Annotated in this window: 19 protein-coding genes; 2 read left to right on the top strand and 17 right to left on the bottom strand. The window is 63.9% G+C overall.

The genetic code is table 11. The features are described 5' to 3' along the window. Positions 1–6: 6 nt before the first annotated feature. From ACUIAF_RS01920 to lepA, 8 genes are all read right to left on the bottom strand, one after another. Positions 7–1,953, bottom strand: a complete 1,947-nt coding sequence (locus tag ACUIAF_RS01920; RefSeq protein WP_445338856.1) for an ABC transporter ATP-binding protein — start codon at positions 1,951–1,953, stop codon at positions 7–9. Beyond that, entirely contained in the window at positions 1,954–3,732 is a 1,779-nt protein-coding gene (locus ACUIAF_RS01915) for an ABC transporter ATP-binding protein (protein WP_445338855.1), read from the bottom strand. It lies immediately after the preceding gene. Positions 3,733–3,857: 125 nt separating this feature from the next. Then, entirely contained in the window at positions 3,858–4,697 is an 840-nt protein-coding gene (locus tag ACUIAF_RS01910; protein WP_198216189.1) for an ABC transporter ATP-binding protein, read from the bottom strand. A 2-nt stretch (positions 4,698–4,699) separates the two neighbouring features. Next, positions 4,700–5,152, bottom strand: coding sequence for a hypothetical protein (locus ACUIAF_RS01905; RefSeq protein WP_029678776.1), 453 nt, complete (start codon positions 5,150–5,152; stop codon positions 4,700–4,702). Positions 5,153–5,197: 45 nt separating this feature from the next. Beyond that, positions 5,198–6,745 carry a glutamate synthase subunit beta gene (locus ACUIAF_RS01900; protein ID WP_445338854.1) on the bottom strand — a complete coding sequence of 516 codons (1,548 nt, stop codon included), beginning with the start codon at positions 6,743–6,745 and terminating at the stop codon, positions 5,198–5,200. 1 nt (position 6,746) lies between these two features. Then, complete coding sequence (gene gltB / locus ACUIAF_RS01895) at positions 6,747–11,321, bottom strand: glutamate synthase large subunit (protein ID WP_445338853.1); 4,575 nt, start codon at positions 11,319–11,321, stop codon at positions 6,747–6,749. A 123-nt stretch (positions 11,322–11,444) separates the two neighbouring features. Continuing rightward, a complete protein-coding gene (hemW, locus tag ACUIAF_RS01890; protein WP_445339142.1) occupies positions 11,445–12,749 on the bottom strand; it encodes a radical SAM family heme chaperone HemW in 1,305 nt (434 codons plus the stop codon). A 43-nt stretch (positions 12,750–12,792) separates the two neighbouring features. Beyond that, complete coding sequence (gene lepA / locus ACUIAF_RS01885) at positions 12,793–14,670, bottom strand: translation elongation factor 4 (RefSeq protein ID WP_445338852.1); 1,878 nt, start codon at positions 14,668–14,670, stop codon at positions 12,793–12,795. Positions 14,671–14,815: 145 nt separating this feature from the next. Here lepA and rpsT point away from each other — a divergent pair, with 145 nt between their 5' ends. After that, complete coding sequence (rpsT, locus tag ACUIAF_RS01880) at positions 14,816–15,076, top strand: 30S ribosomal protein S20 (RefSeq protein ID WP_015021872.1); 261 nt, start codon at positions 14,816–14,818, stop codon at positions 15,074–15,076. 40 nt (positions 15,077–15,116) lie between these two features. Here rpsT and ACUIAF_RS01875 read toward each other — a convergent pair whose 3' ends face one another. The 3 genes from ACUIAF_RS01875 to ACUIAF_RS01865 all read right to left on the bottom strand — a co-directional run bounded on the left by ACUIAF_RS01875 (position 15,117) and on the right by ACUIAF_RS01865 (position 18,021). After that, positions 15,117–15,899: a trimeric intracellular cation channel family protein gene (locus tag ACUIAF_RS01875; protein ID WP_015021873.1), complete on the bottom strand. Its 783-nt coding sequence runs from the start codon at positions 15,897–15,899 to the stop codon at positions 15,117–15,119. A 183-nt stretch (positions 15,900–16,082) separates the two neighbouring features. After that, positions 16,083–17,210 (bottom strand): branched-chain amino acid aminotransferase, encoded by a 1,128-nt coding sequence (locus ACUIAF_RS01870; protein WP_198203948.1) that lies wholly within the window; start codon positions 17,208–17,210, stop codon positions 16,083–16,085. Positions 17,211–17,397: 187 nt separating this feature from the next. After that, positions 17,398–18,021, bottom strand: a complete 624-nt coding sequence (locus ACUIAF_RS01865; protein WP_445338851.1) for a 50S ribosomal protein L25/general stress protein Ctc — start codon at positions 18,019–18,021, stop codon at positions 17,398–17,400. 235 nt (positions 18,022–18,256) lie between these two features. On the opposite strand from ACUIAF_RS01865, the gene ACUIAF_RS01860 reads away from it, so the two are divergent. Continuing rightward, positions 18,257–20,278 carry an AMP-dependent synthetase/ligase gene (locus ACUIAF_RS01860; RefSeq protein WP_445338850.1) on the top strand — a complete coding sequence of 674 codons (2,022 nt, stop codon included), beginning with the start codon at positions 18,257–18,259 and terminating at the stop codon, positions 20,276–20,278. Positions 20,279–20,284: 6 nt separating this feature from the next. Here the strand turns inward: ACUIAF_RS01860 and era are convergent, their stop codons facing one another. The 6 genes from era to ACUIAF_RS01830 form a co-directional block, all read right to left on the bottom strand. Further along, entirely contained in the window at positions 20,285–21,238 is a 954-nt protein-coding gene (era, locus tag ACUIAF_RS01855) for a GTPase Era (RefSeq protein ID WP_198216078.1), read from the bottom strand. After that, positions 21,235–22,647, bottom strand: a complete 1,413-nt coding sequence (locus ACUIAF_RS01850; RefSeq protein WP_198216077.1) for a hemolysin family protein — start codon at positions 22,645–22,647, stop codon at positions 21,235–21,237. The genes era and ACUIAF_RS01850 overlap by 4 nt, the downstream gene beginning before the upstream one ends. After that, complete coding sequence (gene ybeY, locus ACUIAF_RS01845) at positions 22,640–23,194, bottom strand: rRNA maturation RNase YbeY (RefSeq protein WP_445338849.1); 555 nt, start codon at positions 23,192–23,194, stop codon at positions 22,640–22,642. Before ybeY ends, ACUIAF_RS01850 begins: the two co-directional genes overlap by 8 nt. Further along, on the bottom strand, positions 23,191–24,384 hold the full coding sequence (locus ACUIAF_RS01840) for a PhoH family protein (RefSeq protein WP_445338848.1): 1,194 nt from the start codon (positions 24,382–24,384) through the stop codon (positions 23,191–23,193). Before ACUIAF_RS01840 ends, ybeY begins: the two co-directional genes overlap by 4 nt. A gap of 40 nt (positions 24,385–24,424) precedes the next feature. After that, complete coding sequence (locus ACUIAF_RS01835) at positions 24,425–24,772, bottom strand: histidine triad nucleotide-binding protein (protein ID WP_015021881.1); 348 nt, start codon at positions 24,770–24,772, stop codon at positions 24,425–24,427. Positions 24,773–24,861: 89 nt separating this feature from the next. Continuing rightward, positions 24,862–25,662 carry a 16S rRNA (uracil(1498)-N(3))-methyltransferase gene (locus tag ACUIAF_RS01830; protein ID WP_445338847.1) on the bottom strand — a complete coding sequence of 267 codons (801 nt, stop codon included), beginning with the start codon at positions 25,660–25,662 and terminating at the stop codon, positions 24,862–24,864. Positions 25,663–25,737: the final 75 nt, after the last annotated feature.

Genomic DNA, 25,737 nt, shown 5'->3' with positions numbered 1-25,737 from the left:
GCCTTCTCAGCCCTCCTCACCCTTGGTGAACTGGGAGTTGTAGAGGGAGGCATAAGCGCCGCCGCGCTCCAGCAGCTGGTCGTGGGTGCCCTGCTCGACCACCGAGCCGTGGTTGACCACCAGGATCAGGTCGGCATCGCGGATGGTGGACAGCCTGTGCGCGATGACGAAGGAGGTCCTGCCCTTGCGCAGGGTGTTCATGGCCTGTTGGACCAGCAGCTCGGTCCTGGTGTCCACCGAGGATGTGGCCTCGTCCAGGATCAGGATGTCGGGATCAGACAGGAAAGCCCGGCAGATGGTCATCAGCTGGCGTTCGCCCTGGCTGAGCTCGCTGCTGTCCTCATTGAGGACGGTGTCGTAGCCCTTAGGCAGCTTGCGGATGAACTCGTCCACATGCGTTGCCTTGGCGCCATCGATCATGGTCTGCTCTGGGATGGTCTGCCCCTCGTCCAGCCCGTAGAGCAGGTTGTCGCGGACGGTCCCGTCGAATAGCCAGGTGTCCTGCAGAACCATACCGAAGTGGCTGCGCAGGTCGTGACGGGTCACCCTGGAGGTATCCACGCCGTCTATGGTGATGCGCCCGCCCTGGATCTCATAGAAGCGCATGAGCAGGTTGACCAGGGTGGTCTTGCCCGCCCCGGTGGGTCCGACGATGGCGATGGTCTGCCCGGGCTTGGCCTCGATGGACAGATCCTTGATCAACGGCTCGGCCGGATCGTAGGAGAAGCGGACATGGTCGAAGCGGACGTGCCCCTCGACCTTGCCTCCGGTCTCCTGGCCCAGATGGTCGGGATGCTCGATGTCCGGCACCTCCTCGACCTCGTCCAGGAAGTCGAAGACCCTGCGGCAGGAGGCCAAGGAGGACTGGAGCATGGTGCCCATGGAGGCCAGCTGGCCGATGGGCTGCGAGGCCTGACGGGTGTACTGGGTGAAGGCCTGCAGACCACCCAGGCTCATGCTGCCGTTGAGCACATGCACGCCGCCGATGATGACCACGATCACGAAGCTCAGGTTGCCGAAGAAGGTTGACATGGGCGTGACCAGTGCGGAGAAGAATGAGGCCTTGAAGCTGGCCTGGTAGAGCTCCTGGTTGCGCTCCTCGAACTCCTCCTCGGCCTTGCGCTGGTGGCCGAAGGCCCGGACCACCATGTGGCCGGAGAACATCTCCTCCACGTGGCTGTTGACCTGTCCGGTGCGGATCCACTGCCGGGTGAACTGGGGCTGGGTCTTCTTGAGGATGAAGCCCGCGCACAGGGCCATGACCGGGATGATGATGAAGGCGATCAGGGTCAGCAGGGGCGAGATGGTCAGCATCATGATGAAGGCCCCGATGATGGAGAAGACCGAGAAGAGCAGCTCGCCCAGGATCTGCTGCAGGGTGCCCGAGATGTTGTCGATGTCGTTGGTGGTCCGGCTCATGACCTCGCCGCGCGGGGTCCGGTCGAAGTACTGCAGGGGCAGCCGGTCCAGCTTGTCCTCGATCTGCCTGCGCATGGCGTAGACCGCGTCGGAGACCAGCCGGGTCATCAGGAAGTTCTGCACCAGCCTGACCAGGATGGAGACCAGGTAGATGCCGATGACGAACATGAGGATGGTGCCGAAGCGCCCCCAGTCGATGCCCACGCCCACCTGGACGTTCATGGAGTCGATCATCCGGGCGAACTTGTCCTGCCCTCGGGACTGCAGGTAGGTGACCACAGCCTGCTTGGGGGTGCCGGGCTTGGCGCCCATCTTGACCAGCATGGACCCCAACAGTCCCTCGAAAAGGACGTTGGTGGCCTCGCCCATGACCTTGGGGCCGATGACGATCATGGCAACGGCGGTCATGCCGGCGAGAACCATGACGATGACCCTCCAGGGGCTGGCCAGCAGGTAATGGACCAGCCGGCCCACGGTGTGACGGCGGCCGCCCACGGCCTGCGAGCCTGTATTCGTGCTCAAGTCCTTGGCCATCTACTCGGCCCTCCCCTCGTCAATGCTGAGCTCTTCCACGTCGGGACCCTGCCCGCCCTGGGACTGGACGATCTCCTGATAGGTGGGGCAGTCCTCCATGAGCTCGTCGTGGGTGCCCCGGCCGACGATCCGGCCTCGTTCCAGGACCAGAATCTGGTCGGCCTGGCGGATGGATGCCGCCCTCTGGGCTACCACAATCTGGGTGGCTTCGCGGGTGACCGGCACCAGGGCCTCATGCAGGGCACGGTCGGTGGTCATGTCCAGCGCGGAGAAGGAGTCGTCGAAGGTGTAGATGCGGGGGTTGCGCAGAATGGCCCTGGCCATGCAGAGCCGCTGCTTCTGCCCGCCGGAGAAGTTAGTGCCGCCCTCGGCCACGCGAGCGTCCAGACCCTCGGGAATCTCTCGGACGAAATCCTCGGCCTGGGCGATGCGCAAGGCTTCCCAGATGCGGTCGTCGTCGGCGTCGGGGTCCCCATAGTGCATGTTGTCGCGAATGGTGCCTGTGAAGAGGGTGGCCTTCTGCGGGACCGGCCCGAAGATCAGGGCCAGCTGGTCCGGGTCGTACTCGCGCACGTCGTGTCCATCCACCAGGACCTGGCCGTTGGTGACGTCGAACATGCGGTTGGCCAGCCGGATGATGGTGGACTTGCCGGATCCTGTGGCCCCGATGATGGCCGTCGTGGTCCCCGGCCGTGCAGTGAAGGAGATGTCGGAAAGGACCGGGTCCTGGGCGCCCGGGTAGCTGAAGTCCACGTGCTTGAACTCCAGCAGCCCCTGGGGCTGCTCGTTGCGGTAGGGGTGCTCAGGAGCGGCGATCTCGCTGGTGGCTTCCAGGACCTCGTTGATTCTTCGGGCGGCCACAGCGGCCCTGGGCAGCATGACCGACATCATGGCGGCCATCATCAGACCTGACAGGATGATCATCAGGTACTGGATGAAGGCCTGCAGGGCGCCGATCTGCATGGCGCCGGAGTCGATGCGGCGGCCGCCGAACCACATGATGGCCACATTGGACATGTTCAGCAGGAACCACATGAGCGGCACCATCATGCTCATCAACCTACCGGTGGAGATCAGGACGCCGTAAACGTCGCGGTTGGCCTTGTCGAAGCGGGCGGCCTCGGTTTTCTCACGGACGAAGGCTCGGATGACCCTCACCCCGGAGATCTGCTCGCGGACCAGGCGGTTGACGGAGTCCAGCATGTTCTGCAGGCGTGTGAACAGGGGTCCCATCCTGCCCATGAGCACCAGGGCCACCACCAGGATCAGGGGGACGATGACCGCCAGTGACCAGGTCAGGGGTCCGTCCTGGCGCAGGGCCAGAACCAGCCCGCCGATCAGCATGACCGGGGCCTGCAGGATGATCATCAGGGTCTGCATGGTGGTCATCTGCATCTGCTGGACGTCGTTGGTGGTGCGTGTGATCAGGGAACCTGCCGAGAAGCGCTCGATCTCGTTGAGGCTGAAGCCCTCCACCGAGGCGAACAGGTCCCTGCGCAGCTCATAGCCCATCCTCATGGCCAGCCGGGTGGCGCAGTAGACGGCGACCACGTTGGCCACGATCTGAATGGCGGTGATGCCCATCATCTCCCAGCCGATCCTGTAGATGGCATCCTGGTCGCCTACGGCCACGCCCTTGTCGATGATGTCCGCCTGCAGGTTGGGCAGGTAGAGGTTCAAGGCCGTCTGCGCCACCTGAAAGAGCACCAGAACGGCCACCTGCAGCCAGTAAGGCCGCAGGTAGCGGGTCCATATCTTGATCACGTCAACATCCTTCACGCATACAGGTCTGCCGCGGTCCCCGGGCAGACAAACCACAACAGTCTATACCCGCGCCTTGGTGAACAAATTTCCTATTCCTTGAGCTGATACGGGCGTGTCAGAACGTCGGCGGCCAGTGTCCTTCAGACGGCGAAGGCACCCCAACGTCCGTCGCGGTGGACCACGGTCAGGTCCAGACCGAAGAGCTCGCTCAGACGCGGACCTGTCAGCCCATCCTCCAGGGGCCCCTGGTAGACGATGGTGCCGGGATCCGGATCGCCCGTGTCTGCAGTGTCCACAGGACGTCGTCCCATCATGGCTATCCGATCGAAGCCCAGAGGGATCTCCTCAAGGCGGTGGGTGACCAGGATGACCGTGCGGTCCCTGTCCTCCCGGCCGATATCGCTCAAGGCCCTGAGCACCAGCTCGCGTCCGCCCAGATCCAGACCGGTGGTCGGCTCGTCCAGGATGAGCAGGTCGGGATTGGCCATCAGCGCCCGGCAAATCAGCACCCGGCCGCGCTCCCCCTCTGAGAGTCGGTACATCCGCTTCCCCTTGAGGTAGGCGATGCCGAACCGGTCCATCAGGGCCATGGTGGCCTCCTCCTGCTCGGCCGTGAAGGTCTCCCTCCAGCGGCCGGTGGTATCGCTGAATGCGGTCAGCACCACGTCGTAGGGATCCTCCTGAGGGCTAATGGTCTTGGCCAGGCCAGCAGAGGCCAGACCAATCCGGTGACGGTAGGAGAAGACGTTCACCTTGCCCAGCCGGTTGCCCAGGATCTCTACACTGCCGGTGCTGGGGAAGCCTCGGGTGCTCATCATGGCCACCAGGGTGGATTTGCCCACGCCGTTGGGCCCGAAGAGCACCCACTTCTGCCCGCGACCCACCTCAAGATTGACATCGTCGAGAATGACCCGGCCCTGACGGCGGAATCCCACATGCTGCATGAGCACAGCCCGCTTTTCTGCCACGCTTTCGGTCATGGTCACAGGGCCGTTCCGTAGGAGTCCAGACGGGGATTGTCCCGGTTGCCGCCGACCAGGAAGAGCCCCAGTACGCCCAGGCAGAAGACCGCCGCGATGGCGATGGTGGCCCAGATGGGAACGTGAGGCAGCCACATGCAGACCAGGAAGGCCAGGCCGGAGCAGATGATCAGCGCCCAGACCAGGATTCGCAACCATTGACGCACGCCGCTGGGAGCCCTGAGCAGACGGGGGTTGCGGTCGTTGGGGTCCACGGAGTCCTTCTGCACCAGGTCATCGGTGTGCCCGGTGGGCTTCCACTCGGCGCCCTGGCCAGCCTCCAGTCGGCGGGAGCGCTCCTGCAAGGCCCGCTCGTCCATCACACCGGCCCTGCCCTTGGCCGTCATCCTCCGGTCGTCGCTGCCGCCACGGCGGCTCCGCTTGGCCTGCGCCCTACGTTCAGCGCGGTTGGTCATATCCCACTGCCTCCATCCCTTCGATCGGCACCATTCTTTTTCATATTAGCGTGGGCGCCGGTCGGCCGCGGGCAGGGTCATGGCGCGCTCATCGGCTCGGATGGGGGCGGGCAACTCGGTAGCGCCGGTCAGATACCGGTCCACGGCCGCCGCGCAGGAGCGACCCTCTGCCAGGGCCCAGACCACAAGGGACTGCCCACGTCCGGCATCGCCGCACACGAAGATTCCGTCGCGGTCGGTGGCGTAGTCGGCATTCCGGGCCACGTTGCCGCGCCCGTCCACGCCCACGCCGGTCTGTCCTGTCAGGGTGGCCGTCTCCGGATGGGCGAATCCAATGCTGATCAGCACCAAATCGGCAGGCAGGACCCGCTCGGTGTCAGGATGCGGGATGATTCGGTCCTGATCGTCACGACTGACGTCCACCACGCGAACGCCGCGCACCTGCCCCTCAGAGTCACGGTCGAAACCGGTGGGGGCGCTGGTCTGATCCAGGTTGATCCGGTCATCGGAGCCGTCGCCCAGGTATTCCAGACTGTCCACCGCGTACTCGTAGTGGCCTCCCTCCTCCATGGAGGAGGTGGGATTGTAGAGCCGGGCGTAGGTCGGCCAGGGCCGGTTGTCGGGTCTGGAAGAGGGCTCCCTGGGTCGGATCTGCAGGACGGTGACCGATTTGGCGCCCTCTCGCAGGGCCGTGCCCAGGCAATCCGAACCGGTGTCGCCACCGCCGATGATGATGACGTCCTTGCCGGCCGCATCGATCTTGTTGAGGGGCTCGCGGCCCATGAGTTTGCGGGTGGGGTCGGGCAGGAAGTCCATGGCGTAGTGGATGCCCTGCAAATCCCGTCCGGGCAGGTCAACCCGCCGAGGTTCGGTGGAGCCGATGGCCACCACCAAGGCGTCATAGCGGGCCCTCAGCTGGTCCCAGGTCAGGTCTCGGCCCACTTCGACCCCAGTGCGGAAGCGGGTCCCCTCGGCCTCCATCTGCTCCAGCCGACGGTCCAAGAGGGACTTCTCCAGCTTGAAGGCGGGAATGCCGTAGCGAAGGAGCCCGCCTATGGCATCGGCGCGTTCATAGACCACCACCGTGTGACCGGCACGGGTCAGCTGCTGGGCGCAGGCCAGCCCGGCGGGACCGGACCCGACCACGGCCACGGTCATGTCGGTCAGCCTCTGAGGCGGCCTGGGCTTGACCAGGCCCAGGGACCAGGCCTGGTCTATGATGGTCTGCTCGTCCAGCTTGATTGTGGTGGCCGGTTGGTGGATGGAGAGCACGCAGGAGGACTCGCAGGGAGCAGGGCAGATCCGCCCGGTGAATTCCGGGAAGTTGTTGGTCAGGCTCAGCCGCTCGTAGGCCTCCTCCCAGCGGCCCCTGGACAGCAGGTCGTTGAACTCGGGGATCAGGTTGCCCAAGGGGCAGCCGGTCATGCAGAAGGGGGTGCCGCAGTCCATGCAGCGGGCGGCCTGCTCGGCGGTCCAGGGCCCGGGGCCGGTAGACTGGTGTACATCCCGCCAGTCCTTCAGACGTTCAGCGACCGGGCGCTCGGCCAGCTCGTGCCGGGTGCGTACCTTGAGGAATCCCTTGGGGTCGACCATATCAGTGCGCTCCTTCCATGACCTGGGCGTAGGTGGCGTCCCAGACACCGGGCGCGTTGAAGTCCACCTGCTCGCGTTCGGCCTCTTCCATGGCCTGCTTCATGGCCAGATAACGACGGGGTACCAGATGGGTGAACCGGGCTAGCGCGCTTGGCCAGTCTTCCAGCAGGGCGGCCGCAGCCTTCGATCCTGTCAGCCGGACATGCTCAGTAATCAGTTCCTTGAGCATGGCCGCCTGGCTCTGGTCGGGCTCCAGGGCCAGCAGGGAGCCGTCATTCCAGGCTTCAGGATTGAGCCGGGAGGTATCCATGTCCAGCAGGTAGACATCCCCTCCCGAGAAACCGGCGCCGAAGTTTCGGCCAGTGGACCCCAGAACGACCACCAGGCCGCCGGTCATGTACTCACAGCCGTGCTCGCCCAGGCCCTCGACCACGAAGCGTCCGCCGCCATTGCGTACAGCAAAGCGCTCCCCGGCCCGTCCAGCCACGAACATGTCACCCGAGGTGGCACCGAATCCAGCCACGTTGCCGCAGATGACGGTCTGGTGCGGATCGAAGCGGACGCCCTGGGAAGCGTGGAGGATCAGACGACCGCCGGACAGACCCTTGCCTGCATAGTCGTTGGCTTCGCCAATCACCCGGATGGTCTCGCCCCTGGGAATGAAGGCGCCCAGGGATTGACCGGCCGAGCCTGTCAGCGTGATGTCCACGGTGTTCTGCGGCAGGCCGGCTGCGCCGTATTTGCGGGTGATCCTGTAGCCCAACATGGTGCCCACACTCCGGTTGACGTTGCGCACGGTTCCCTGGATGGCCACCGGCCGTCCCTCGTCCAGGGCATCGACGGCCTGGTTGATCAGGTCCACATCCAGGGACTTGTCCAGCTCATGGTCTTGGGCCTGGGTGTGGTGCAGCACAGTGCCGGGGGTGGGACCGGGCTTGCGCAGGATGGCATCCAGGTCGATGCCCTGGCTCTTCCAGGTCTGCACAGAGGGGTCCCGGCGCAAGCACTCCACGTGGCCGACCGCCTCCTCCAGGCTGGCGAATCCCAGGGAGGCCAGGATCTCCCGCACCTGGCGGGCCATGAACATGAAGAAGTTGATCAGATCCTCAGGCCGCCCGGTGAAGCGCGAGCGCAGTTCCGGATCCTGGGTGGCTATGCCCTGGGGACAGGTGTTCTTGTGACAGGCCCGCATCATGACGCAGCCTTCCACCTGCAGTGCCGTGGTGGCGAAGCCGAACTCCTCGGCCCCCAAAAGGGCGGCTATGACAACATCGCGGCCGGTCTTGAGCTCTCCGTCGCACTGGACCACAATCCGCGAGCGCAGGTCGTTCATGACCAGGGTCTGCTGGGTCTCGGCCAGGCCCAGTTCCCAGGGAGTCCCCGCGTGCTTGATGGCGTTGAGTGGGGCCGCTCCTGTGCCGCCGTCCTGGCCGGAGATGAGGACCACGTCGGCATGGCACTTGGCCACCCCTGCGGCCACGGTTCCCACCCCGTGTTCGGAGACCAGCTTGACGTGGATACGGGCTCTTGGGTTGGCCATTTTCAGGTCGTGGATGAGCTGCTTGAGGTCCTCGATGGAGTAGATGTCGTGGTGGGGCGGAGGCGAGATGAGCTCGACCCCAGGGGTGGAACGCCTGACCTGGGCGATCCAGGGCGGGACCTTGGCGCCGGGAAGGTGGCCGCCCTCCCCCGGCTTGGCTCCCTGTGCCAGCTTGATCTGCAGGTCGGTGGCCGAAACCAGGTAGTCGCTGGTCACCCCGAACCGGGCCGAGGCCACCTGCTTGATCCGGCTGGTCCTGGCAGGGTCTGCGATCCGGTCCGGGGACTCGCCGCCTTCGCCCGAGTTGGACCGGGCTCCCAGGCGATTCATGGCCAGGGCCATGGTCTCATGGGCCTCCTGGGAGATGGACCCGTAGCTCATGGCGCCTGTGGAGAAGCGGGTGACGATGGACTCGGCAGCCTCCACCTGGTCAAGCGGAATGGGCGCCCTGTCGGAGTGCAACTCCATGAGTCCACGAAGGGTCATGCCCTGCTTTGCGGCCGCATTCACATGGTCCGTGTAGGCCCTGAACAGTCCGTAGTCCCCTCGCTTGGTGGACTGCTGGAGCAGGAAGATGGACTCTGGGTCGTTCAGGTGATCCTCGCCGGTGCGCCGCCAGTGGTAGTTGCCGCCTGTCTCGAGGTCATGCCCGGATCCGGCGGTCCACTCAATGGGGTAGGCCACCCGATGGCGCTGGGCAACCTCGGCGGCGATCTCATCCAGTCCTATGCCGCCCACCAGGGAGGTGGTGCCGGTGAACCAGCGGTCGATGACCTCCTGGCTGAGCCCGACGGCCTCGAAGAGCTGGGAGCCCCGGTAGGACATGATGGTGCTCACGCCCATCTTGCTCATGATTTTGAGGACACCAGTGCTCAGCGCCCGGACCAGGTTGTCGGAGGCCTTTTCGGCATCCACATGCAGGTCCCCGCTGTTGGCCAGGTTCTCCACAGACTCCAGAGCCAGATAGGGGTTGACGCAGGCTGCGCCATAGGCAATCAGCAGGGCCACATGGTGGACCTCGCGCACGTCGCCTGCCTCCACCGCCAGGGAGACCTGGGTGCGGGTGTGCTGACGCAGCAGGTGGTGCTGAACGGCACCGGTCAGCAACAGGGAGGGTATGGGTCCCCAGATGTGGTTGGAGTCCCGGTCGGACAGGACAAGCACATTGCAGCCCTCCTCGATGGCCTGATCCACCTCCCCTTCGATGGCCTCCAGACGCTCCTCAAGGGCCTTGCCGCCTCCGGCAACCTGGTAGAGGCCACGAATCAGACGGGGGCGGAAGCGGCCTTCCAGGACCGGCGCTCGGTCCAGACGCTTGATCTGCGCCATCTGGACGGAGTCCACCACAGGAAGATCGATGTGGATCTTCCAGGCGTGCTCGGGGGTGTCCTCCAAAAGATCGGGCTCGGGCCCGATGGCCGAGGCGATGCTGGTCACCAGCTCTTCGCGCTCCCAGTCCAGGGGAGGATTGGTGACCTGGGCGAACTTCTGGGTGAAATAGTCGAAGAGCATACGGGACCGGCGTGAGAGCACGGCGATGGGCGCGTCATTGCCCATGGAGCCGATGGGCTCACGGCCGGTTTCGGCCATGGGCCCCAACAGCATGGTCAGGTCCTCCCGGGTGTAGCCGAAGGCCTGTTGCCGGCGGTGGACCGAGATGCGCGAGTAATTGACATGCTCGCGCTCAGGCAGATCGTCCAGGCGGACGGTACGCTCGGAAACCCATTTTCTGTAGGGGTGCAGACCGGCCAGCCGGCGCTTGATCTCGCTGTCAGGCACTATCCGGCCCTCTTTGGTGTCGGCCAGGAACATGCGCCCCGGCTCCAGCCTGCCCTTGGCGACGATGGACTCCTGGGGCGTGTCCTCCAGGACACCGGCCTCCGAGGCCAGGACCAGGTGGCCGTCATCAGTCAGCTGCCAGCGGCCTGGACGCAGGCCATTGCGGTCCAGTTGGGCGCCCACCAAGGTTCCGTCGGTGAAGACGATGGCCGCCGGGCCGTCCCAGGGCTCGATCAGGGTGTCGTTGTACTCGTAGAAGGCCTTCAGGTCCGAGTCCATGTCCGGGTCCTGCTGCCAGGCCGGGGGCATCATCATGGATACGGCGTGGGGCAGGGACCGACCCGCCAGGTGGAGCAGCTCCAGGGTCTCGTCGAAGGTGCCAGAATCTGAGGCTCCAGGGGTGTTGACCGGCAGGAGCGGGGCCATGTCACCCAGCAGCTCCGAGCTCAGCATCCCCTCCCTTGCTGACATCCAGTTGCGGTTGCCCTGGATGGTGTTGATCTCCCCGTTGTGGGCGATCATCCGGAAGGGCTGGGCCAGGGGCCAGGAGGGGAAGGTGTTTGTAGAGAAGCGGGAGTGGACGATGGCCAGGCGGGCCTTCATGGCCGGATCGCTCAGGTCGGGGAAGAAGCCCTGCAGCTGCTTGGTGGTCAGCATGCCCTTGTAGGTGATGGTCCGGCAGGACAGGGAGGCGAAGTAGACACCCAACTCGTGCTCGGCCCGCTTGCGGACCCGGTAGCCCAGCCGCTCCAGGTCCAGTCCTCCTCGGCCTTGAGGACCGGCATCACACATGATGGGCATGAGGAAGCGGGGCATGGAGGCCAGAGCCTGCAGACCCAGCCCGTCCGGGTCGGTGGGCACTGCCCGCCAGGCCAGGACACGCAGCCCCTCCTGGCCGGCAATGGAGGCTATGGCCTCCTCCTGGCCGGCAGCCTGTGCCGGATCCCTGTCCAGGAAGGCCATACCCGCCAGATAATGGCCGGCTTCAGGCAGATTCCGGTAGACCCGGGTGCGCATGAACTCGTCGGGCATGGAGAGCATGATGCCGGCCCCATCGCCGGTGTTGGGCTCGGCTCCCACGGCCCCTCGGTGGTCCAGGTTGACCAGCACGCGGATGCCCTGCTCGACGATCAGCCTTTCGTCCCGTCGGTTGAGGGTGGCCACCATGCCGAAACCGCAGGCATCGTGTTCCGTATCAGGGTCATAGAGCCCCTGGGGGCCGTGGACATGCAGATCGAGAGGGGCCGTGAATGACACCGCAATCACCTCATTCGTGGACGGGGGCGGGGCCGGCATGCTCCACCCTTGAGGAGCCTTGTCAATGGTGAATCAACAGAATAATGCATCCACAGGTGACATCCGTGTAACGTTCCGCAGTGTCTAACGAATTCCTACCGCCTCCAGGACCTGGTCGATGACCAGATCGTTGAGCAGGCGACCCCTTCGGGTCACCTGGATTCTGTCAGGCACGGGCAGCAGGAGGCCCTGATCGACCAGATCCTTGAGGATCTTCGGATCGGCCGGACGACCGGCCAGCCTGGTCAGTCGATCCAGTCCCAGGCCTTCGGGCAGGCGCAGGGCCAGCATGACCGTCTCCTCCAGGTCCTGCCTCCAGCCCAGAAGCTCGGCATCCTGCCAGGGCACATGTCCTGCATCCATGGCGGCCGCCCAGTCCCTGGGGTGGGCGATGTCCCAGGAGCGGATGGCCCGGGCACGCCGCTCCTCCAGGCCGGGCTCCTGCGGAAGCCACCAGGATGTGCGCGGATCGGCCTTTTCCGCTGATGCTGTTCCGGTGGCCCTGAACCCAGGCGATACGGAAGGCATGGGCTTCTGCTCCCGGGCTTCATCCACCGGCGCCATGCCCGAGTCCTGACCATCCAGCCCCCGATAGTGGGAGTGGGCGCCGGGCCCGATGCCGGCCCAGTCCACGTTGTGCCAGTAACCCAGGTTGTGGCGACTCTCCTGGCCGGGGCGGGCCCAGTTGGAGATTTCGTACCAGTACAGGCCAGCCTGGGAGAGCATGTCATCAGCCATCTCGTACTTGGTCGCCTCGTCATCGTCATCGGGGGCGGGCAGTTGGCCCCGGCGCACAGCACGGCCCATCTTGGTGGTGGGTTCCAGGGTCAGGGCGTAGGCGGAGACGTGGTCCACGCCCAGGTCCAGGGCCGCCTGCAGGCTGGTCCGCCAATCCTCAAGCCGCTCCCCCGGCGTCCCATAAATCAGGTCCACACTGGCTCTGAGACCCAATTCTTTAGCAGCGGCCACATCGGTGGTCACATTGGCCGGCGTATGGGTGCGGTCCAGGGTGGCCAGGACACTGGGTACCGCTGACTGCATGCCGAAGGAGACACGGTTGATGCCGCCCCTGAGCAGTTGCTCCAGATAGGCCCGATCGACAGTGTCAGGGTTGGCCTCGGTGGTAATCTCGGCCCCGGGGGACAGCCCCCAGAGGTCGGCTACGGCCTCGACCATGCGCACCAGGTCCCGGGCGGGCAGAATGGTCGGGGTGCCTCCGCCGAAGAAGATGGTGGACACGGGCGGCTCTATCAGCCCCCTAGATGTCTGCCAGTCCCGGACCATACGCATCTCCTGGATGGCCAGATCGGCGTAGTGCTCCCGGCTGGCGCCCCCGCCCAGGTCGCTGGCCGTATAGGTGTTGAAGTCGCAGTAGCCGCAGCGGCGCATGCAGAAGGGTACATGGATGTAGACCTGGTAGGATCCCACCCGTTCAGCCCTCCTTCTTGGCGGCGGCCCTTATCTTGTCCTTGGTGTCCCGGTCCTGGGCCTGGCCTGTACTCAGAGCGGCGATGAAGGCCTCCTGGGGCACCTCAACATGTCCCAGCATCTTCATGCGCTTCTTGCCCGCCTTCTGCTTCTCCAGCAGCTTGCGCTTGCGGGTGATGTCGCCTCCGTAGCACTTGGCCAGCACGTCCTTGCGCAGGGCGCTGATGGTCTCCCGGGCGATGATCCGGGACCCTATGGCGGCCTGGATGGGAATCTCGAACTGCTGACGCGGAATCAGCTTGCGCAGCTTCTTGGTCATCATCACCCCGTAGGCGTAGGCCTTGTCCTTGTGGACGATGGCCGAGAAAGCGTCGATCTTCTCCCCCTGGATGAGGATGTCCACCTTGACCAGGTCGGCGGACTGGGTCCCGTCCGGCTGGTAGTCCAGGCTGGCGTATCCCTTGGTCCTGCTCTTCAGCTGGTCGAAGAAGTCGAAGACGATTTCGGCCAGGGGCATCCGGTAGTGCATCTCGACGCGCTCGGGGCTCAGGTACTCCATGGTCCCCATCTGCCCGCGATGGTCCTGGCAGAGCTCCATGACCGGTCCGATGAACTCCTTTGGCGTGATGATGTCGGCGCTGACCACGGGTTCCAGAATCTGGCGCACCTTGCCGTCGGGGAACTCGCTGGGATTGGTCACCGTGTGCTCGCTGCCGTCCTCCATGGTCACCTGGTAGGTGACGTTGGGGGCCGTGGCGATCAGGTCCATGCCGAACTCCCTGCTCAGGCGCTCGGTGACGATCTCCATGTGCAACAACCCCAAGAAGCCGCAGCGGAATCCGAAGCCCAGGGCCACGGAGGTCTCAGGCTCGTAGACCAGGGCGGCATCGTTGAGCTTGAGCTTGTCCAGGGCGTCGCGCAGCTCGGGGAACTGGGCGTTGTCAATGGGGAAAAGCCCGGAATAGACCATGGGCTGGGGATCCTGATAGCCGGGCAGGGGCTCGTTGGCGGGATTTGCCTCGGTGGTGACCGTGTCGCCCACCTTGGACTGGCTGACGTCCTTGACGCCGGTGATCACGTAGCCGACCTCTCCGGCACCCAAGGCCTTGGTAGGGGTCATATCGGGGCTGATCACGCCCAGCTCGATGGGGTCGTGCACGGTCCCCCGGCCCATCATGCGGATCTTCTGGCGCTCCTTGAGTTCACCATCCACCATCCTGATGTAGGTGACGATTCCCCGGTAGGAGTCGTAGACCGAGTCGAAGATCAGAGCCCGGGCCGGGGCCTTGGGATCTCCCTTGGGGGCCGGTATCCGGTCCACGATACGGTCCACCAGTTCGCGAACACCTTCGCCGGTCTTGCCCGATACCCGCAGCACCTCGTCCGTGGAGCAGCCGATCAGGTTGGCTATCTCCTCAGCGTGCTTGTCCGGCTCGGCCGAGGGCAGGTCGATCTTGTTGAGCACGGGGATGATTGTCAGGTCGTCCTCCAGGGCCATATAGAGATTGGAGAGGGTCTGCGCCTCGATGCCCTGGGTGGCGTCCACCAGCAGGACCGCACCCTCGCAGGCCTCCAGGGCCCGGGAGACCTCGTAGGTGAAGTCCACATGACCGGGGGTGTCAATCATGCCCAGGGTGTATTCGACGCCGTCCTTGACCCAGGGCAGGCGAACGGCCTGGGACTTGATGGTGATGCCGCGCTCCTGCTCGATGTCCATCCTGTCCAGGAACCGGTCGTGCATCTCGCGCTTGGGCACAATCCCGCTCAGCTGCAGGATCCGGTCGGCCACCGTGGATTTGCCGTGATCGATATGGGCGATGATGCAGAAGTTGCGGATCAGCGATTGGTCGGTGAATCCTGGTTGGTTCTTGGCTTCCTGCACCGGTCTGCTCTCCTCACGTACGTCTGGTCTAACGATTCTAGACGATGCCCTGGGCCGAAGCGCCCGCCTCTGGCGGATTCTTCTCCCGGTCGGGTGCTACTATGGTGGGTTGTCTGTACAGATACATTCATCGTTTGGAGCAACATTGGCAAACATCAAGTCGCAGAAGAAGCGGGTCATCACCAACGAAAAGGCGCACCTGCGCAACAAGGAGGTCAAGAGCGCAATCAAGACCTCCGTGCGTTCCGTACGCAAGGCCGTGGATGCCGGTGACAAGGAGGCCGCTCAGGCTGCCTACCAGGTGGCCGCCCGCCGTCTGGACAAGGCCGCCGGCAAGGGTGTGATTCACCGTAATCAGGCCGCCAACCGCAAGTCCGGTCTGGCCAACGCCGTCAACGCCCTCTGAACCGGGTGCCCCATTGGGGCTGGTGACCCAAGCGCTTGGGTCACCGGCCCTTTTTGGTATCCGGGTCCTCGTCGGTGTGCTTGATGGTGACACTGATATTCGACCGGCCACGCATCAGGTGACGGATGGCCCTGGCCAACTGGGCGTCGCTGAGTGGGAGTCGGGCCGAGTGCCGGTCCACTGCCCCAGGCACCAGGATGTCGAATTTTACCGAGATAATGCGCAGAACGACCACCAGGGCCACGATGGCCAGGTCCAGGATCATGTCGACCCGGGCCGGATAGAGGCCATGCTGCTGAGCGCGCGTGGAGGCTAGGGTCAGCAGGCAACCGATCAGGGAAGGCAGCGCGTACCAGTGCTGGTCCTGGATGACCGCAGGCACCTGATTGAGCAGGATGTCTCGCAGCAGTCCCCCGACCAGGGCCGTTGCCATCCCCATGAAGATGGCCGTCATGCCGCCGGTTCCACACATCAGGGCCTTGGCGGTCCCGTTGACGGCGAAGGATCCCAGGGCCATGGCATCGGTGACCAGCATGGACCAGGTCATACGGCTGATTTCGGGATGTGCGACAGCCACCACCAGGCCGGAAGCCAGGGTGACGATGACCGAGCCCTTGTCGGTGATGCCACTGGGCGGCACCTGACCCAGAAGAACGTCACGGACCACCCCGCCGCCCAGGGCACTGATCCAGGAGACCAGGAGGATGGCGATGATGTCGTAGCCCTTGCGCACGGCAGCCAGACCGCCCGAAAGCCCGCAGCTCAAGATGCCCAGGTACTCGATGACCATGAAGATCAGGTTCCCCTCCAAGGCCGTCTTCATCCCGCGCTTCTCCTCCCGGAATCGTCCCGCACTCAAATCCGTCTATAGATTAGCCAAATACAGAGCTGAACAGGCCGGTGATGTGCGCAAGGCCACAAATATGAAGGAAGGCGACCCAAGGCGAAACGTCGCCCTGAAGTCGCCTTCCATTCAAGACCTGTCAGGCAGGAATGGGGTCAGCGCTCAGCAGACCTTCCACATCCAGTCGTGCGGGTCTTCGATCTCGCCCAGCTGGATGCCCAGGAGCTCGTTGCGCAGGTCCATGGTGACCTTGCCAGAGCCGCCGTCGGCCACCTGGACGTCGAAGTTCTCGGACTTGAAGCGTCCGATGGGGGTGATGATGGCGGCGGTTCCGCAGGCGAACACCTCGGTGACCTCGCCGGAGCGGATGTCGTCCAGCAGGGTATCCAGGCGGATCATGGTCTCCACTACGTCACGACCGTGATCCTGGGCCAGAGTGATCAGGGAGTTGCGGGTGACACCAGGCAGAATGGTTCCGGTCAGGCTGGGGGTCTCCAGGTGCCCGTCCTTGTGGACGGTGAACATGTTCATGCCGCCCAGCTCCTCCAGGTAGGTCTTGGTGGCCGCGTCGACGAAGCAGACCTGCTCGCAGCCATGCTCGGCACCGCGGTTCTCCCCCAGCAGGGAAGCTGCATAGTTGCCGCCGCACTTGGCGAAGCCGGTTCCGCCTGGGCCGGTACGGAACCACTTGTCCTCCACCCAGATGCTGACCGGCTTGACACCACCGGCGAAATAGGGTCCCGAGGGCGAGGCGATGACGCAATAGTCCACCGCATGCGGGGCGCGCACGCCCAGGAAGGGCTCGGAGGCGAACATATAGGGACGCATATAGAGCGTGTACTCGCGCCGCCTGGGCACCCAGGCTGCGTCACGGCGGACCAGGGCCGCGACCGATCCCAGGAAGTCATTGGGCTCGAGCGGGGGCAGGGCCAGACGCTTGGCTGAGTTGTAGAAGCGCTGTGCGTTGGCATCAGGCCGGAAGAGCCAGATGGAACCGTCGTCGTGGTAGTAGGCCTTGAGTCCCTCGAAGGCCTCCTGGGCGTAGTGAAGCACCGAGGCCCCCGGATCCAGGCTGATCGGTCCGTAGGGCTCAACCCTGCGATCCTTCCAGCCGCCTTCCGAAGTCCATCCCATGTGGGTCATATTGTCCGAGAAGAGCTGGCCGAAGGCGGGCTTGTCAATCAGCCGGGCACGCTCCTCGTCAGAGGCGGGATGATCGTTGGGAATGACCTTGAAAGCGTCCGCCAACTCATTGAGTGCCTTCGGGTCGTGATGTGATTGCTCTGCCATTATCTACCACTTCTTCTTGCTACTGTATTTGGTTGCTCGGGTGCGATGCTTGTGGCGATGCCCGGTACCCGAACTATCGCATAGGCAGGCCTTGACCTGTCCGGCGCATTTCGCATTGTGACCGTCTTGGACAAAAAGGCCGCAGGATCGTGATGATCCCACGGCCTTGCAAATTGAACCTTTGGGTTCACTCGCCCTGGTCGTCGGCCTCCGGAGCAGCTTCCGCCTCGGCCTGATCGGTCTCCTCGGTGGGGGTCTCCAGGCTCTCCTCCTTGGGGATCTCGACGGAGACGATGGATTCCTCCATATCGTCGATGATCAGCTCGGAACCTTCGGGCAGCTTGATGTCCTTGGCCAGGATCTTGTCACCCTCGGCCAGGCCTTCAACGCTGATGTCGATGCGCTCAGGCAGGTTGGACACGTCAGCCCGGACCTGCAGGTTCTGGGTGTCGATCAGGGCCACGGCAGCGCCCTTGGTCTCGCCGCTGACGAAGACGGGCACCTCCACGGTGACCTTCTCGCCGGCGCGGACCTCATAGAAGTCGATGTGCTCCACCTGGCGCTTGACCGGGTTGCGCTGCACGTCCTTGACCACGGCCGTCTTGGTCAGTCCTCCGAAGCTGATGGAGAAGAGTGCATTGGCGCGACGCAGAGCCAGAGTGGTCTCGCGCATGGGCAGCTTGATGTAGTCGGGCTGGGCGCCGCCGGCGTAGATGGTGGCGGGAATCTGCTGGGCCACGCGCATGCGGCGTGCCGCCCCCTTGCCGAATTGATCGCGGACTTCGCCCTCGAGCTTAATGGTATTAGCCATGTTGGCTTCCTTCCTTGAATGGTTCCTCAAGACCGACCTGGGCCGGTCCTGGCGCATCGCCGCGTCGGATTCCGGACCGCCCAAAAGGAAAGGACGCCGATGATCCAGCCGAGTCGATAACGGAGGCCATGAAGCCTCCCTCGCCAAAGCAACGTGGCTACTGTAGCACCAGGCCCGCCCTTCTCCAAGTAGGCGGCTATTCTGGACATATCCCGCGATTATTGAAGGAGACAACGTGTCGTTACTAGAATCGGTCAAATCTTTTGTGGCACACCAGGTGGGTCATGGGGAGGGACCGAATGGCGAGGAGAACGCGAATCCGTCACAGGCCGCGCCTCGGACCGCCGAGGAGTCCCTCTCCCTGCCCAACACGCATTTCTGGTCGGCCGACTACGCCACGACCACGCGAATGGATCCGACCTCCGGTATGCTTTCGGCAACCACCGCCGGCATGGGACCGGTGCCTGACGACATGACCGTCTATGACATCTACGCAGACCGGGCCCGCCGCACCCCAGACCAGCCGGTCCTGCACTTCGTGGAGAACGGGAGCTGGACCTACCGGACCGGCCGAGAGATTCTGCATGACATCAGGACCACCGCCAAGGGCTTCATGCACTACGGGCTGAAGAAGGGCGATGCCGTGGCCTTCATGTGCAGGACCAGCTACGAGTGGGACATCGTGGACGCCGCCGTCCTGTCCATCGGCGGGGTCATCGCCACCATCTACGACACCGATTCGGCCGAGCAGATCCGATTCATCGTCAACAACTCCGATGCCAGGCTGCTGATGGTGCAGACCGCTGAGATGCGGGCCAAGGCCGAAGGAGCCGACAAGGAGTGCCCCACCCTGGAGCGGATCGCCTGCCTGGAGTCCGGTGCCCTGCAGGAGTTGCAGGCCTATGGGGAATCGGTCAGCGATGCCGAACTCGACGAGCGGATCAATTCCATCCGGAAGACGGACCTCTGCTCCATCGTCTACACCTCCGGTTCCACAGCGGCCCCCAAGGGCGTGGAGATGACCCATGAACACTACTGCCAGCTGGCCAGAAACCTGAACGCCTTCATCCCCAATCTGACCCACGATCCGGATGGATCCATCCTGCTCTTCCTGCCCCAGGCCCACACCTTCGCCCGGGCCATCAGTTACGGGGTCGTCTACGGGACCATGCACGTGTACATCTCCTCCGGACTGGCCACCCTGCTGTCGGACCTGCAGGAGTCCAAGCCCACGGTCATCATCGGCGTGCCCAGGGTCTTCGAAAAGGTCTACAACGCCGCATCCCAAAAGGCCGGGCATGGCATCAAGGGCAGGGTCTTCAACGGGGCGGCACGGGCGGCACGCACCTATATGGAGGACATCTCCCGTAAGGGCTGGCCGACCAGGCGCAGCGCCCTGCGGCGAGCCCTCTACGACCCGCTGGTTTATTCTTCCCTACGCCAGGTCCTGGGCGGACGGGCCAAGTGGATCGTCTCCGGAGGCGCTCCCCTGGACCCTGAACTGTTGGGCTTCTTCCGCGGCGCCAATGTGCCGGTCTACGAGGGCTACGGCCTGACCGAGACCACCGCACCCTGCGCCTTCAACCCCCTGGGCACCCCCTACCACAGGGGCTCGGTGGGCATCCCCTTCCCGGGATTCACCATCCGCATCGCCTCGGACGGCGAGGTGCAGATCAAGGGCGTCTGCGTATTCCACCGCTACCACAAGAACGAGGAGGCCACCCGCGATTCCTTCACCGAGGACGGCTGGTACGCCACAGGCGACCTGGGGCGGCTCTCCCGTGATGGGTTCCTCTTCCTGACCGGGCGCAAGAAGGACCTGATCATCACGGCCGGCGGCAAGAACGTCTCCCCCGGGCCCATCGAGGAGGTCATCGAGCGTTCCGAGATCGTCTCCCAGGCCCTGGTTCTGGGCGACAAGCGGCCCTTCATCTCGGCCCTGGTCACCCTGAACGAATCCGCCCTGCGGCCATGGCTGGCCTCCAAGGGCCTGGATCGCAACATGTCCCTGCAGGAGGCGGCGCAGAACGCAGTGGTCCGGGCCGAGGTCCAGGAGTATGTGGACCGGGCCAACGAAGGGGTCTCACGGGCCGAGTCGGTCCGCAAGTTCATCATCCTGCCCGAGGAGTTTACGCAGGACAACGGACTGATGACACCATCCATGAAGGTGATTCGGCCCAAGGTCATCGAGCGCTACGCCGACCTGCTCAACACCCGGATGTACACGGCCAAGCGCACCCCGGCGCCCCGCCGCTGAGCACGATCAGAACCCCAGGCGCTCCAGCTGCTTGGGGTCGGTCTGCCAGTTGCGGGCCACCTTGACGTGCAGATCCAACCGCACCTTGCGGCCCATGGTCCGGTTGACGGCGGTGCGCAGCTTCTTCTTCACCCGTACCAGGTGCTCGGCCCCCCGTCCGATGACGATGGGCTTCTGGGAGTCGCGCTCTACATAAATGCCGATGTGAACCGTGTCGCGCCCGCCCTCCGAATCCGGCTCAATGGACTCCACACGGACGGCCAGGGAGTGGGGCAGCTCGTCGTCGAGCTCCTCCAGGTAGGCTCCGCGGACCATCTCTGCAATCATATCCTCGGGACGCTCCTCGGTCAGCTGGTCGTCAGGGTAGAGCTGAGGGCCCTCGGGCATGGCATCCATCAACACCTGGGCCACCTCGTCCACGTTGTCAGCCTCCAGTGCGCTGACCGGAACAATCTGCGAGAAGTCGGCAAAGTTGCCAATCTCCAGGAGCTTGTCCACCAATTGGCCCTTGCTCAGCTGGTCAATCTTGGTCACTACGGCAATCAAAGGCTTTCGCCAGACCCACTTGCCGTCCTTGTCCTTGCGGGCGAAGTCGGACCGCAGCCGGCTGAGAATGCGACGGTCGCCAGGGCCTATGGCCTGGTCTGCAGGCAGCAGAAATGCAATGGCATCGACATCCGACAGGGAGGCCTCCACGACATCGTTGAGTCGCTGGCCCAACAGGGTCCGCGGACGGTGAATGCCCGGTGTATCGACCAAGACCACCTGGGCCTCGGGACGGGTCATGATCCCCCGGATGGCCTTGCGGGTAGTCTCCGGCCGGGAGGAAGCTATGGCGATGGGCCTACCAACCAGGGCGTTCATGAGGGTGGACTTGCCCACATTGGGTCGGCCCACTACTGCCACGAATCCCGATCGGTGGACCGGCACCTTGGCATCGCTCTGTTCTTCCTTGGTCATGAATTCTCCTGACTGTCCTGCTCGGGTTGATCCCTGTCGGCCTGTTCGTCTTCTTGTTCTGCACCGTCCTCCAGGGCGATGCTGGATCCGTTGGCTGGTTCGACCACGATGGTGGCGATCTTCTTGCGGCGGCCGACCGCCTCGCCTGCGGTCAGCCTAATACCGCGCGTCACCGCCGACGAGCCTGAGACGGGCACGGAGCCCAGCAGTTTGGTCAGCAGACCGTAGACCGTATCCACATCGTCCTCATCGATGGTGATCTCGTAAAGCTCCTCCAGGTCGGCGATGGGCGTGCGGACCGGCAGCTGCCAGGTGTGCGGACCGATCTGCTTGGGCTCGTCGTGCTGGACCCGGTCGTGCTCGTCCTCCAGCTCACCCACGATCTGCTCAATGGCATCCTCAATGGTGACCAGGCCTGCGATGCCCCCGTACTCGTCCACAACCACAGCCAGGTGGTGGCGGGAGCGCTGCATGTAGTGGAAGAGGTCATCCACCGGCTTGGACTCTGGCACCAGAACGGGCCGACGGATGATGGAGGCGACCGATCTGTCACCCTTGTGGTTGAAGGCCAGGGCCCGGACCACGTCCTTCAGGTAGACGATGCCGACCAGGTCATCTACGTCGTCCCCGATGGCAGGAATACGTGAGAATCCCGACCGGGAGAAAAGCTTCATGGCCGAATCCAGACTGGCATCCTTTGAGATGCAAATCATGTCGGTGCGAGGGACCATGATCTCGCGGGTCAGTGTGGTCGACAGGGTCAACACGTTCTTCAACATCTCGGAGATTTCCGGATCGAAGGCACCGGCCTCCACCAGCTGGTCGACCATGGCACGGCCCTGTTCGATCTGGATTTTCTCCAGCTCCTCGTCGTCGGAAAGGTCGCCGCGATGGTTTTTGCGGGAGCGGGCTTCAGCCTGCCGACGGCGCTTGAAAGGCGTCAGAAGAACGGCCAGCCCGACCAGGCGAACGTGCTTGAGCAGTGCCTCCATGGGCTGGCGGGAGCGGCCATGCGGACCCAGGGTGACGGAGACGGCGGCCACCAGGATGGCCATGATCACCCCGCACAGCAGCTGTTCCCAGAGGGGTAGGCCACCAAGAGCAGCCATGCAGGCAACCAAGACGCCCACCATGATGTCACAAATGATGCGGAAAAAGGCACAGGCGCTTCCCGTCACCTGCCGCTGGGAAATCAGGCTCTGGGCCTGGTGAATGCGGTCGATCCGCTTCATCCTGGCGAACTGGCTGAGTTCCTGGTCGGTCTGCAGGCCCAGAATCAAATTGTTGAGACTGGATCGGGTCACCCGGTTGAGCGCCCCTTGGGCCTCGGCCAGCGCCAGGGAGAGCACGACCAGTGCGATGGCGGCCAGAGCCATGATCACCAGGGCGACGATGGTCCGTTCACTCATGGGATCTGCCTTTCTGATGGGCACCACGGCCGTACCGCTCATAGATCTCGAGAGCGTTGGTGGCCCCGGCCGGCAGCGCGGCATCTACGATAGGCCCCTGGCGCAGAGCCAGGAAGGTCAGCAGCAGCTGGCGTTGCAGACCGAACATCTGCGCCTCCTGCTCCCTGCTGGCGTGGTCGTATCCCAGTAGGTGCAGGGTGCCGTGAATGGCCAACAGCAGCATCTCCTCCATGGTGGAATGGCCGGCTGCCAGGGCCTGCTGGGCAGCCACCCAGGGGCAGATGACAATGTCGCCCAGGATGCCCTCCTGTCGATGGTTCTCGTCACCGGGGCGCAGCTCGTCCATGGGAAAGCTCATGACATCAGTAGGGCCGGCCAGGTTCATCCAGCGCTCGTGCAGCACCGCCATGGGCTCGGGATCGTTGAAGATGATGGTCATGTCGGACTGGGTGCTCACCTGCATCTGGTCCAAAACCCATACCCCCAGGTCAGAGAAGGTCTTGGCATCGATCAGCCACTGGGTCTCGTTGGTCACTTCTACGCTCATGCCTGCTCCCGTCCCCGGATGCGGGCCCGATCAGCACGGTCGTAGGCCCGGACAATCTGCCCGACCAGCCGATTACGCACCACATCAGCCGCCTGCAGGTGCACAAAGGCGATATCGTCGATGCCGCGCAGCACATCTTCTATGGTGGCCAGACCAGATGCTGGGCCGCCCAGATCCACCTGGGTGACGTCGCCGGTGATGACCATCTTGGTGTTGAAGCCCAGGCGGGTCAGGAACATCTTCATCTGCCTGCGAGTGGTGTTCTGCGCCTCGTCCAGGATGACGAAGGCATCATTCAGGGTGCGCCCGCGCATATAGGCCAGCGGAGCCACCTCAATGGTCTCGTCGGCCAGAAGACGGTGGAGCCGCGAGGTGCCCAGCATGTCAGCCAGGGCATCATAGAGGGGCCGCAGGTAGGGATCCACCTTCTCATTGAGAGTGCCAGGCAGGAAGCCCAGACTCTCCCCTGCCTCCACGGCAGGCCTGGTCAGAATGATGCGCCCGATGCGTCCGGCCCGAAATTCCTGAACCGCCTTGGCCACCGCCAGATAGGTCTTGCCAGTGCCAGCCGGGCCAATGCCGAAGGTGATGGCATGCGTCTCAATGGCCGCCACATAGGCGGACTGGCCAGCGGTCTTGGGTCTAATCGGACCCTTGGAGGCCTGGGTCAGGGGGCGGCTACGAACTGCCCTGGCGGCTACCTGACGGGATTGGTCGACGTCTTCCAAGGTGCTGTCCTCGTCCGGTTCTGCAACGCCTGTTCCCCGATAACGGGGGTCTGCAGAAGTACTGTCTGTCGTAGTCCGATCCTGGGTTCTGCGGTCTGCAAGGGTTCGGTCTGCAGCATTGTTATCTGCAGCATTGTTATCTTTAATTTTCTGCTCTTCTGGGTGGGAGTAAGTGTCAACGGCCCCCAAACGGCGGTGGTCCAGTATTCGCCCCACCTGATCGGCATCCACGGGAACCTGATCGGCGGTCTGCATGAGTTCGGTCAGTAAATCCCGGATCTGCGCCGCCTGAACGTCGCCCTGTCGGTCCTGTGCGCGCAGCATGATCCGATTGCCACGAACCAGGATGGACACTGCCGGGAAGGCACGTTCAATCCTGTCGATGACTGCATCCTCTGGCCCCAGCACCTGAACCGGGTCGATTCCCTCCGGAATCTCCAGGGTTCGCGTAGTTACCGCCACGGATTCCCTTCCTGCACGATGACGATGGTGAACATGGACCTCATTCGGGCAGCACCTGTCCGGTCAGGACGTGGGCGTGGACATGGAAGACGGACTGGCCGGCATCCTCTCCCGTGTTGAAAATCAACCGGTAGGCTCCATGGAAATCCTGGTCGGCAATCTGTTGCGCCACCTGGACGATGTGGGCAAGAGTGTCAGGATCAGCCTTGGCCAATTCGGCCACTGAACCATAATGATGACGCGGGACGATCAGGACATGGATGGCGGCCTTGGGGTTGGCATCCTTGAAAGCGTAAACGGTCTCATCTTCGTAGACCTTTTCGCTGGGGACCTCCCCTGCCACGATTCTGCAGAAAATGCAGTCCCCCTGTCGATCGTCATCGCTCATGACCACTCCTTATTGTTTGCCGATATTGCTGTTTTTGCTGTTTTCTCTGTTTTCCATCTTATGGGCGACGATGTATATTGCGTGCGACTTCATGCGCTGGGCTCAGGGGCTTCTGACTGCCAGCGACCCAGCATGTCCGCCAGCAGGGTCAGGGCCACAGGTCCGGCCAAAGCAGCCCGGAGGATGTTGCCGCCCAACCGGACCGGCAGGGCCCCCTCCCTCATCATGGCCTGGACCTCCTGATCCGCAATCCCGCCCTCGGGACCCACAACCACGGCGGCCGAGGAGCCAGCCGGCAGCCTGTCGACACGGTTACGGACCGCATCCCATCCCAGGTCGGCATCCTGGTGCAGAACCAGGACCAGGCCGCCTCGATCGGTCGCCTTCCGGCACCAGGAGACCAGACCATGGCTGTCCAACTTGTCCAGCAGTCGAGGTCGGTAGGCCCTACGACTCTGTTCGGTGGCAGCGTCCAAGGTGGCCTGCCAATGCCTGTCGTTGCGGCCGGGTCGCCATTTGGCTATGGACCGGTCAGCCTGCCAGGGGATGACCTGATCCACCCCGATCTGTGTGGCCATGTCGATGGCCTGCTCGTCCCTGCCACCCTTGGCCAGGGCCTGAACAAGAATCAGTCCCTTTTCGGGAGGTGCCTGCCGCCCTACAGCTGTGACCTCCACCAAGCCGGTCGAAGCATCCCTGATCAGGGCGCCGATGCGCAATCCGCCCCCATCTGAAAGATCCAGCTGGTCACCGTTCTTCAGCCTCATGGAGCCCAGTGCATGGCGACGGATGTGCTCGGGCAGGGTCAGGCGCCAGCCAGTGTGGAGCTCATCGCTGGCCAGTGGGGAGTCATCGTGGTCGGGATCCAGCAGGAAGAGGGGTGCAGTCATGGTGTCAGGCTACAGCCCGCCACAGAAAAACGCTCTCTTTGACGACACGCTCCCCCATCGCCCAGTGCGCGATGT

It is taken from the genome of Bifidobacterium sp. ESL0822 (genome assembly GCF_052606675.1).
Note: the sequence above shows the minus strand (reverse complement) of the source record. Positions and strands in the feature narration are given on the sequence as shown.